Raw genomic sequence first — 11,163 nt, 5'->3', positions numbered from 1 at the left:
GGTGTAATGGACATTATTCATGCTGTCATAGGGTCTAACGCTATATACTGTCTATATTTGCAAGGAATGAACGCCATGAATCAAAAAACTGCCCTTTTTGTAGTGATAAACACACCAAGAAGAATGGACGTAAGCTTGGCAAACAGCAGTATCAATGCCTAGCTTGCAGACGGCAGTTTTTAGGTGGCAACAGACTCAATAACCAAACACTTTGGACTGAATATACCCAAGGTAAACAGACTTACCAACAACTGGCTGATAAATACCACTGTAGTCTTAAAACCATTCAAAGACGCTTAGATAAAGTCAGTATCGAGTATCAGGTTAAACGACCAAAGACTGCTAATATCATCATGGACACCACTTACTTTGGTCGCAAGTTTGGTTTAATGGTCTTTATGGATAACACCACTAAAACCGTTCTTTATTACGCGATAGTCAGTCATGAAACTAATAGTGCTTATAAGCAAGGGATTGATCACCTAGCATCGTTAGGCGTTGATATACAAAGTATTACCTGCGATGGTAGACGAGGACTGCGTACGCTATTTACCGGTATACCTTGTCAAATGTGCCAGTTTCATCAAGTACAAATAGTGACCCGCTACCTCACTCGTCGCCCTAAGAACATCGCCAGTATTGAGCTTAGACAGCTCGCTTTAAACATAATACAGCTTGATAAGACAGCGTTCATAAAGCGCTTAGATCACTGGTATTTGACTCATGAAGCCTATCTTAGTGAACGTAGCATCAATACTGATACTGGTAGAACGTGGTACACGCACAAGCGTCTTAGAAGTGCTTATCGTAGTCTACGAACCAATAGTAACTGGCTGTTTACTTATCGAGAATATGAGCACTTAGATATACCAAATACGACCAATTCTCTTGAAGGGTTATTCAGTGAGCTAAAGCGACAATTGCACAGTCATCATGGGTTAAATGAGTACCGTAAGTTACGGTTTATTAAAGACTTTTTAGGGTCGAAGTCACTCAAATAGCATGAATTATGTCCATTAGCGACTACCTTCTACTTTTTAGCATGAATTTTGTCCATTACACCTAATATCGCTATGCGGTATTAATAATCATAATTTTTAGTGTGTTTTAAGGGTGACAGCAGTTTACTTAAGGACATTACTTAAAGGACAGCATCATGGAAGAGCAAATCATTATTTGTGAAACGTTAGATAGTGGCGTTAGTGTGATAAGACTGAATCGTCCCAAGGTTCGCAATGCTTTAAACACTGAACTACGCGAAAAAATGGCAGAGATTTTCATCAAATTAAACGATGACCCAAAGACCAAAGCTATCGTGCTGACGGGTGGTGATAAGGTGTTTGCGGCTGGTGCTGACATCAATGATTTCTTAACCGCCAAAACGGTTGATGTGTATCTCCGTCATAGCGAGCGTTATTGGGATGCTATCACCAATTGTCGTAAGCCGATTATCGCGGCGGTAAATGGCTATGCCCTTGGCGGTGGCTGTGAGCTTGCTATGCATGCCGACATCATCGTCGCTGGCAAGTCTGCTAAGTTTGGACAACCAGAAATCAAAATCGGACTGATGCCCGGTGCAGGAGGTACGCAGCGTTTGTTTCGCGTGATTGGCAAACATAAAGCCATGAAGCTGATACTAACAGGCGACATGATAAGCGCTGATGCAGCGGATCAAATGGGGCTGGTCTCTGAAGTGGTCGAAGATGAGGCGACTATTAATCGTGCTATTGAAATCGCTGAACAACTCGCAGGTTATTCGCCTATTGCGTTAACCCAAATTAAAGAAGTCGCCAATCTTGGGATGGATATGCCGCTACAAGCCGCCTTAGCTTTGGAGCGTAAAGCCTTTCAAATTTTATTTGATACCGAAGATCAAAAGGAAGGCGCGAAAGCCTTTTTAGAAAAGCGTGACGCGAATTATAAAGGTCAGTAGCTTGTCAAAGCGTAAATTTCTCAAAGCATAGAAAGAAACAGCATATATACTTTGAAAACGAGACTATTCAATAAGAGTATATAAATTAACAAGACCATATAAAGGATTATTATGACTGTTAAATCATTGGCCATTATTGGCACCGGTATCATGGGTATGGGTATTGCCCAAATCGCCGCCCAAGCAGGCATTCAAGTGCTTTTATTTGATGCCAAAGCAGGCGCTGCCGAGCAAGGACGCCAATCGCTTCAAGCTATGTTAGAGAAGCTAGCGGCTAAAGGCAAATTCACCGATGGGCAGCTACAGTCTACTTTATCGAATCTAACCGTGATTGAAGATATAGCCAAAATTGCCGATGTTGATGTCGTTATTGAAGCAATCATTGAAAATTTAGACATAAAAAAGCAGCTGTTTAAGCAACTAGAAAGCCTTGTCCCTGCCGAGACGATTTTGGCAACCAATACCTCATCGCTAGCGGTGACGGCAATAGCCTCCGATTGTGAGCATCCAGAGCGCGTGGCAGGATTTCACTTCTTTAATCCAGTACCCTTAATGAAAATCGTTGAAGTGATTCCGGGACTCTCTACCAAATCTTCAGTAGTAGAAACGCTTACAACTCTAGCCAAACGCATGGGGCATTTAGGGGTCGTTGCAAAAGATACTCCAGGGTTTATTGTCAATCATGGCGGTAGAGCTTATGGCACAGAAGCGTTGAAAATATTAGGCGAGGGCGTTGCTAGTTTTGAGGATATAGATCGTATTTTACGTGATGGCGCTGGCTTTCGAATGGGGCCGTTTGAGCTACTGGATCTCACTGGTATCGATGTCTCGCATCCAGTGATGGAGTCGATTTATAACCAATATTACTTTGAGCCTCGCTATCGTCCGCATCCTTTGACCCGTCAAATGCTAACGGGTAACAAGCTTGGTCGTAAAGTTGGTGAAGGCTTCTACCAGTACACAGACGGTCAAAAAGTGACATCAAATACAAATCAACAATTACCTTATAAGACAGATTCCGATACCTCCAACCTCTCAGTTTGGATTGGCGCAGATTTAGCAGAAGATAAACAACAGCTGATTGATCATCTAAACGCTAATGACATCACTATCGACGATAATGATCAGCCAAATCCTGACAGTTTAATATTACTGGCAATTTATGGCGAAGATACCACCAATGCGGCTATTCGCTATCAAGTTAATCCAAAGCAAGCGGTCGCCATTGATATGCTGACTGACTTATCCCAGCATCGTACTCTCATGCCAAGTATCGTTACAGAGGATAAGTTTGTGGCGCAAGCTTATGCTCTATTTTCTAGAAATAATAAGTTTGGTAAAAGCTCGGATGAGGGCTCAAATATGGCTATCGATGCCACGCTGATTACTGAAAGCACTGGTTTTGTGGCGCAGCGAGTCGTTGCTATGGTCATTAATTTAGGTTGCGATATTGCGATGCAAGGTATTGCCACACCAAAAGATATCGACAATGCCGTCAAGCTTGGATTGGGTTATCCGTATGGTCCTATCTCATGGGGAGATGAGCTTGGTGCCGAGCGTATTTTACTTATCTTAGAGCGTATCTATGGGTTAACAGGTGATCCGCGTTACCGTCCAAGCCCATGGTTACAGCGCCGTGCCAAGTTAGGCATCTCATTATTTACTCAACAGAGCAATTTCTCATGCTAATAGCATGGCAATCTTTCTATGGTCAGCTTACTTTATGTATAAAGTGCTACTGGGATGAATTTTTTGCAGCCTCTGTCTGCGTAGACACAGCAAGCAAGAAAAATTTATACCAGTAGTACGATTAAACAATCGTAACTCTTTTATTTAGAATTCACTATAAACCCTACATTTTAATCAGACAAATTCTCAAACACAACAAGGAACAGTTATGTTAGACGCCTATATTTATGATGGATTAAGAAGCCCTTTTGGTCGCCATGGTGGAGCATTAGCAACCGTGCGTCCTGATGACTTAATCGCCACAGTGATGAAAGATTTGGTTGAAAAACATCAATTACCTAGCGATATCTTTGATGAAGTGCTGATCGGTAACACCAATCAGGCCGGTGAGGACTCACGCAACATCGCTCGTAATGCTGCATTGCTAGCAGGACTAGATGTCAAAACCCCCGGTCAAACCGTCAACCGTTTATGTGCTTCAGGGTTATCTACTGTCATTGATGCCGCTCGCGCAATTACTTGTAATGAGGGGGATATATTTTTAGCAGGTGGCGTTGAGTCAATGACCCGCGCGCCCTTTGTGTTTGCCAAAACTGAGCAGCCTTTTAGTCGTGAATTTAAAGTATTCGATACAACTATTGGCAGCCGCTTTCCCAATCCTCTTTTGACTAAAGAATTTGGCAGCGACAGCATGCCGCAGACGGGTGATAACGTCGCTCGCAAATATGGTATCACTCGCGAGCAAGCAGACAAATTCGCCGCAGCCTCGCAAGCTAAATACCAAGCCGCCAAACAAACGGGATTCTTTGACGAGGAAATAACGCCAATCATGGTATCGCAAGGTAAAAAATTACCTGAAAAAGCGATAGCAGAAGATGAGCATCCTCGCGCCAGCTCTACTGTCGAAGCGCTACAAAAACTTAAGCCTTTAAATCATGAAGGGGTCGTCACAGCAGGTAATGCGTCAGGTATTAATGATGGCGCAGCGGCTTTAATTATTGGCTCAAAGCAGGCAGAAGAAAAATTAGGCTTTAAGCCTATTGCCAAGATTCTGTCATCTGGTGCTATGGGTGTTGAGCCTAATATTATGGGCGTAGGACCTGTTGAGGCCATCAAATTGTCACTAAAACGTGCCAAGCTGACCCTTGATGACATGTCCATCATTGAGATTAATGAAGCCTTTGCCTCGCAAGTACTCGGCTGTCTAAAAGGTTTAGATATTGATTTTGATGACAAGCGTGTCAACCCCAATGGTGGGGCGATCGCTGTCGGACATCCGCTGGGTGCATCAGGGGCAAGACTTGCATTGAGCACAGCGCGCGAGCTACAGCGTACGGGCGAAAAATACGCAGTGGTCAGCTTGTGCATTGGCATTGGGCAAGGGCTTGCCATGGTAATAGAACGAGTTTAATTCTTTCGTTAATCCACTGTAAAAGAGTGACAACGTTAACCTCGCTTGCCTTGCCCTTCTTTTAAATTGAATCAACTATATGCCCTCGCCATACTATTTTATTATCAAGGACGACAATAATGACTTCTATACTTAACCAACATGAGGACTACCAACAAGCTGAAGAAGCGTATGGTTTTCCTTTAATTATCAAACAGCTGCTAAACCGTGCAAAAATTGCCTCTACGGATCAAACCATTAGTTATGCCGATAAGGTTACTTATACCTATGCTGAATTTTTTAAGCGCGTTAATCGCTTGGCAAACGTCCTGAAAAACATGGGTTTACAAGCAGGCGATGTGGTTGCTGTTATGGATTGGGACAGTCATCGTTACCTTGAAGCGTATTTTGCCGTGCCGATGTCTGGCATGATTTTACAAACGGTTAATGTACGCTTGGCTGAAGATAAAGTGCTGTACACCATCAATCATGCTAAGCCCAAAGCCTTGTTGCTAAATGCTGAGTTTGAGCCAATGGCTAAAAACTATCGTCATGAAGCCCCTTCTATTGAGAAAATTGTTTGGCTCGATGATACTGGCTTTGATGATGCTGAGTATGGCGAAGACGATACAAAAAACCATACAAAAACTGAGCAAGCTAGCATGCCAGATTATGTCGAAGGTGAATATGAAGCCATGCTAGCAGCTGCTAGTGATGCGTTTGATTTTCCAGATTTCGATGAAAATACCATCGCCACGACATTTTATACGAGTGGCACGACGGGCGACCCAAAAGGCGTCTTTTTTACCCATCGCCAGATCGTATTGCAGACGCTGGCAAGTACGTTAGCATCTGCGCTAAATGCCGAAGGTCAAGGCGCGCGCTACAATGATGTGTACATGCCAATGACGCCATTATTCCATGTGCATGCTTGGTGCTGGCCGTATGGGGCAACCATGATAGGGCTTAAGCAAGTATATCCAGGGCGCTATCTAGCCCCCACGTTGGTGGATTTAATTGAGCAGCACAAAGTCACGCTTTCACATGGCGTTCCAGCAATTTTGCAGATGCTATTAAAAGAGATGGCAGCACGGGGACGTAAGTTTGAGGGTCTGAAGTTGTTACTCGGTGGCTCAAAGTTGAATGAAGGTTTGGCCAAAGCAGCTATTGAAAGCGGTATTGAGTTTATGTCTGGATTTGGGATGTCAGAGTCTTGCCCCGTGTTATCGAGAGCGGTGTTCGATGATAAAACGGATTCGATGGAAATGAAGGATCAGCTCAATTATCGGTGTTTATCTGGCTCACCCATTATGCTCGTCTCAATGGAGATCTGGGATGAAAACGGCAAAGCTTTACCAATGGATGGAGAATCGACAGGAGAGCTTGTGATTCGAGCGCCTTGGCTGACCCAGAGTTATTTTAAAAACCCAGATGCTGGCAATGAGTTATGGCGCGGTGGCTGGATGCATACCCAAGATATTGCCTGTATTACCTCTGACGGTACTCTAAGCATTACGGATAGGCTCAAAGACGTTATTAAGTCTGGTGGTGAGTGGGTATCTTCGCTTGAGGTCGAGACTATTTTATCCTTCCATCCCAGTGTCGCTGATGTTGCCGTCATTGGCGTGCCGCATGAAAGATGGGGCGAATGTCCTTTAGCGTTAGTGGTTTTAAAACCTGAATATGTCGATATCAAAGCGGAGGATATTTTAGCCTTAGGTCATCAAGCGGTAGAGAAAGGCCATTTACCAAAGTATGGCGTGCCAAGCGAAATCAAGTTTTTAGCAGAAATGCCAAGAACCAGTGTGGGTAAGCTCGATAAGAAAAGAATGCGGATAATGTGCGCAGAAAAACTCATTTAATCCAAAAATTCTATCGATGACTGCAAAAGATAATTGCAAATTTTTTTTTGAATGTTCAACAGACCCTAATAATTTTAACGTATGTGTCAATAACACGTACGTTCACTGGCATGATGAGACGAGAAAACTATGAAAGCTTTAGCGATATTACCAGAAATACAAGAGACGCTTAATAAAGACAAAAACCATCCCATGCATGGCTTCGCGGTTATCTACTCTCAACAAGTAGCGTGGGGCGATATGGATGCTTTTGGTCACGTCAATAATGTGGTCTATTACACTTATGCCCAAAACGCTCGAATTTACTACAACAGTCAATTAAATCTATTTAATGAAAACACTTTTTCCGTCATGGCAGCATCATCCTGTCAATATTTCAAACCCGTGACTCACCCCGATACCTTATGGATTGGGGTTCGAGTTAAGAAAATTGGTAATGCCAGCTTGATTCATGAATATACCTATTATAGTACGGTGTTAAATACCATCGTTGCTAAGAGTGAGTCCGTGCTGGTATATCTTGATAAAGCGAATGGGCAGAAAAAAAACATCGATGATACCAAAAAAGCCGCGATTACCGCTTTCGAAAGTTTTAACTAAAATAGGCTGCATGGGTTTTACACAAAAAGGTGGCGCTGATAGTTATGGTATTAAAAGCACGGTAGCAGCAGAGATTTTAATGAATTTAAATTAACTTAAATGGATTTTAAAACAACACAAGGAATGTGTAGGTTATGCTTTATATCAAAAAATTGTCTTTTGGTTTGGCTGTCCTTGGGGCATGCGTACAGGCACAAGCGATAGATCTTGTCACCAATGGAGATACTACTTTAAGTATCGGTGGTTATGTGAAAGCAGAAGGTATATTTTATTCTCCCGATGAAGGGGAGTCTGAGTTTAAAGGAAGTGGACGACAATCTCGGATTAATGTTAAAACCACAAAGAATGTAGAAGATAAAAAATTAACCGGTTTTATTGAAGGTGATTTTTATGGCAATGCCGCAAACGGTGGTTCAGACTTACGGCTTCGCCATGCTTATGTTCAGGTCGATGATTTGACCGTCGGTAAGACGTGGAATGGTCAGTTCTTAGCAGTCTATCCGCTCTTGACTGATCAGCTTGACTTTCGGGGTACGGGATTGGGTACTATATCTGGTGGTGGCGCTGATATTCGTCCAGATTTGACGGTGCACTACACTCATAAAGGGTTTCGTTTTACCGCTCAAGACCCTGTTTATGATGAAGCCAATCTGCCTGATATGGTAGTTAGCTACAAGAATAATATATCTGATCTTAGCTATAATGTGGCGGTCACTGCTCGTGAGGCCAAAAATGGAGACGATTCGGATGTAGGCGTCGGTGTCTCTTTGGCTGGTAAACTAAAACTGGGCAATGACTCGCTACATGCGAGCGTATATAACGGTAAAGGGATGGGCGTCTATTCTACCGTCTGTGTTGGAAGAGCCCTTGGCACGACGGGCGATTTAGATTGTGATGCGGAAGACGGTAAGCTTGTCTCGCAAACGGGCTACACGGTCGGTTACAGGCACAAGTTCACAGAGAAACTGATGAGCAACATGCGCTATGGTGAAATTATGGTGGATGATGAGGCAGATACTTCTGTAAATGTAAAAAGTATCAACCTTGTCTATGAGTATCTACCAGATCTAGACATTGGTATTGAGTGGCGGGATCGTAGCGACAAAACGCTGTCACAGGTAAAAAAAGGTCAGCAAGTTGAAATAATGGCCAAATACGAATTCTAAGCTGAATATAGTCAATCATGTATAAATCCGATACGGTCTCAGGCGCTTAGTCGACTATTTATCGTACTTTCACTTACCTTCTTTGTATTCGGATTAGGTTCAACATACCTTCTGGTTAAAGTTCTTTTGGTTAGTCATTGCTTATTTGGTTGTTAAGAGATTGTAAGCAATGACACCGTTTTTAAGAAAGTCTCAGTTTGGCAAAGGCTCGTATCGTCTTTCTTGTATCACAATTATAGTAAACCAATTCTATCTATAGTCTCGTTAGCGTCATTCAAAAGTTCTGGCCCATTCAGCCCATGCTACATTTATGTCGACTCAGTCTTGACGCCAATACACTTTCACAACGACTTCTGCACGGCTGAGCTCAAATCTCTCTCTTAACATAGGTCGCAGCGCCTTCACCGTGCTAGCCTCTAGTGCGCCCCAAACCTTATCAATTTGCAATGGATGTTCAGTCAAATAATCGCTTAGCTTACTATCGATTAACGTGGCTAAACTCTGCTCTGAGTTTATTGAACCGATTACGATAGGTAGTACGGTAAAGTTTCCGTCAATACTGCCTTTGACATCGTGATTTATTTTTATATCATCAAAATAGCTTTGATCGGCTGCGTCTTGCGTGACACACACAATCAATGGTGGCTTAGGATTGTCCCAAAGCTCTAGCAAACGTGCCGCTGTTGGCATCGAAGTCTCATCGACGATCAGTAGCGCTTGGCCATCGCGCAAATGCTCAACCTTCTCTGGAAACTCCCTTTTAGTGATAACCGTATCACCTGCCTGCAAGGCTGTCGCCCAATTCCCGCCCGGGGTATTCCCATGGACAAAGACATCGACCCATGCTTGCAGACCATCAGAGTTTTGCCATGCTTTTCTTAGGGTGTAATAACAATGTGGACGAGCGGGGTGCGAGCTGTCTTTTATACCGCTATTTATATGATTGCTAGCAATGACGTTGTGTTCTAAATCAAACAAATACGCATAACCGGCCTCATTCATGGGTATCGAGGTTGGGTTGGTATTTGATGGGTCGTTTTCACTTAATGCCGGAAGGCTTAATGCTGGCACGTCTAATGTAAGACGCAGCATATTTTTGCTGACTCTGTAGCTGTCCTGAACTATAAAGGTTTGCTTGGTCAATTTGATACTTTTTTTACCCAGCTTTTTATCCGCTCTTTGTTTGAGCAAAATATATTGGGTTTGTAACTCATCAGGCTCTGTAATGGGGGTTGCAAACCCAATAAAAAAAGTCTGATCATAAAGAGTTTTATTTTGAGAGTCGGTAGGCTGTTGTTCTTGATTTTTGGGCTGTACTTGTACCTCGATACCCTCAGAGTAGATAGCGGTTAACTGCACGTCTATGTTATTAAGCTCGTTTAAAGACAACGAGGTAAACACTCCGAGAAACCCAAGTAGCTCATCAAAATGCTCTTCATTGAGATGAGCAATAATGTTCGTTATTTCAGGGTCATTTATCAAGGTGTAGGGGCGTACTTGGTTAGGCGTGCTTTTGTTCGCAGCTAAAAGGGCGTCGGTCATATTAATACTCACAAGCAACAGTGAATTGAGGAACAAGATTATTTATTTTTTGGTAATGATAATTGTTTTTATTATCATTTGCGAGTAAAATCGATTTTTATTGTCATATCAAGTTACCGACAACGATTTCTATTGACCATTAATTTTATTAACCGTGAGTGCCTATATGCTACGTGCAAATCAACTGACTATTAGTCGTCAAGGGAATACTTTACTAGACAATGTGAGCTGTGAGATTGCCAGCAATCAATTGGTCGCCCTAGTAGGGCATAACGGCTCGGGCAAATCGACCTTGATTAAAGCTTTGGCAGGCGAGATGAGCAGTAGTAGCGGTAGCATCACTTTGGATGAGCGATCTATTAGCGATTACGGTAGTAAAGAGCTGGCGCGGCAAATGGCTTATTTGCCGCAGCAACTGCCTGAAGCGGCTGGATTTACGGTACGTGAGCTGATCATGCTAGGGCGTTATCCACATCAAAAATGGCTGCAAAAGCCAACCCAAATGGATAAAGAAAAAGTCGCGCAAGCGCTGAGAGTGACTCAAACAGAAGCGTTCGCTGACCGTATTACCGCGACTCTCTCAGGCGGCGAGCGCGCCCGAGTGTGGCTGGCGATGTGTCTGGCGCAAGATACCAGATATCTGTTACTCGATGAGCCACTGGCTGCCCTTGACATACATTATCAAATCGAGGTTATTCAGCTTATTCGTCGCTTAGTCGATGAGCAAGGTTTGAGTGTGGTCATCATTGTGCATGATATTAATTTGGCCGCGCAGTATGCAGATCGAATCATTGCGCTAAAGAACGGTCACGTTTGTCATAACGGTGATGTGTCCAGCACCATGCAACCCAAAATATTGCACGATATATTCAATATCGATATGCAGTTACTTAGCCATCCAGTCACTGGTCAGCCCGTCGCAGTGGCGTAGTGCTCGGTATTTGCTTTTTTTATTCTTTCTTCTTAACTCGCCTACAAAGA

9 protein-coding genes are annotated in these 11,163 nt (G+C 43.2%); 8 read left to right on the top strand and 1 reads right to left on the bottom strand.

What is annotated here, in order from left to right:
- Positions 1-353 precede the first annotated feature (353 nt).
- The 7 genes from W293_RS0101330 to W293_RS0101295 all read left to right on the top strand — a co-directional run bounded on the left by W293_RS0101330 (position 354) and on the right by W293_RS0101295 (position 8,640).
- Positions 354-1,001, top strand: a complete 648-nt coding sequence (locus W293_RS0101330; protein WP_025650738.1) for a hypothetical protein — start codon at positions 354-356, stop codon at positions 999-1,001.
- Positions 1,002-1,156: 155 nt separating this feature from the next.
- Positions 1,157-1,933, top strand: a complete 777-nt coding sequence (locus W293_RS0101325) for an enoyl-CoA hydratase (RefSeq protein ID WP_025650737.1) — start codon at positions 1,157-1,159, stop codon at positions 1,931-1,933.
- Positions 1,934-2,038: 105 nt separating this feature from the next.
- Positions 2,039-3,622: a 3-hydroxyacyl-CoA dehydrogenase gene (locus tag W293_RS0101320; protein WP_156915592.1), complete on the top strand. Its 1,584-nt coding sequence runs from the start codon at positions 2,039-2,041 to the stop codon at positions 3,620-3,622.
- A gap of 208 nt (positions 3,623-3,830) precedes the next feature.
- Complete coding sequence (locus W293_RS0101315) at positions 3,831-5,033, top strand: 3-oxoadipyl-CoA thiolase (protein ID WP_025650735.1); 1,203 nt, start codon at positions 3,831-3,833, stop codon at positions 5,031-5,033.
- A 119-nt stretch (positions 5,034-5,152) separates the two neighbouring features.
- The gene (locus W293_RS0101310) at positions 5,153-6,874 is read left to right on the top strand and encodes a fatty acid--CoA ligase (protein WP_025650734.1); all 1,722 of its coding nucleotides are present in this window, start codon (positions 5,153-5,155) and stop codon (positions 6,872-6,874) included.
- Between the two features lie 129 nt (positions 6,875-7,003).
- A complete protein-coding gene (locus W293_RS0101305; protein WP_025650733.1) occupies positions 7,004-7,474 on the top strand; it encodes an acyl-CoA thioesterase in 471 nt (156 codons plus the stop codon).
- Positions 7,475-7,608: 134 nt separating this feature from the next.
- Positions 7,609-8,640, top strand: coding sequence for a hypothetical protein (locus W293_RS0101295; protein ID WP_025650732.1), 1,032 nt, complete (start codon positions 7,609-7,611; stop codon positions 8,638-8,640).
- Between the two features lie 318 nt (positions 8,641-8,958).
- On the opposite strand, the gene W293_RS0101290 is transcribed toward W293_RS0101295, so the two are convergent.
- Positions 8,959-10,182, bottom strand: coding sequence for a siderophore-interacting protein (locus W293_RS0101290; RefSeq protein WP_025650731.1), 1,224 nt, complete (start codon positions 10,180-10,182; stop codon positions 8,959-8,961).
- Between the two features lie 166 nt (positions 10,183-10,348).
- Here W293_RS0101290 and W293_RS0101285 point away from each other — a divergent pair, with 166 nt between their 5' ends.
- Positions 10,349-11,113, top strand: a complete 765-nt coding sequence (locus tag W293_RS0101285) for an ABC transporter ATP-binding protein (RefSeq protein ID WP_025650730.1) — start codon at positions 10,349-10,351, stop codon at positions 11,111-11,113.
- Positions 11,114-11,163: the final 50 nt, after the last annotated feature.

Source organism: Psychrobacter sp. TB67 (assembly GCF_000511065.1).
Taxonomy (GTDB): Bacteria; Pseudomonadota; Gammaproteobacteria; order Pseudomonadales; family Moraxellaceae; genus Psychrobacter; species Psychrobacter okhotskensis.
The sequence above is the reverse complement of the archived record's forward strand: the minus strand, read 5'-3'. Positions and strand labels throughout refer to the sequence as shown.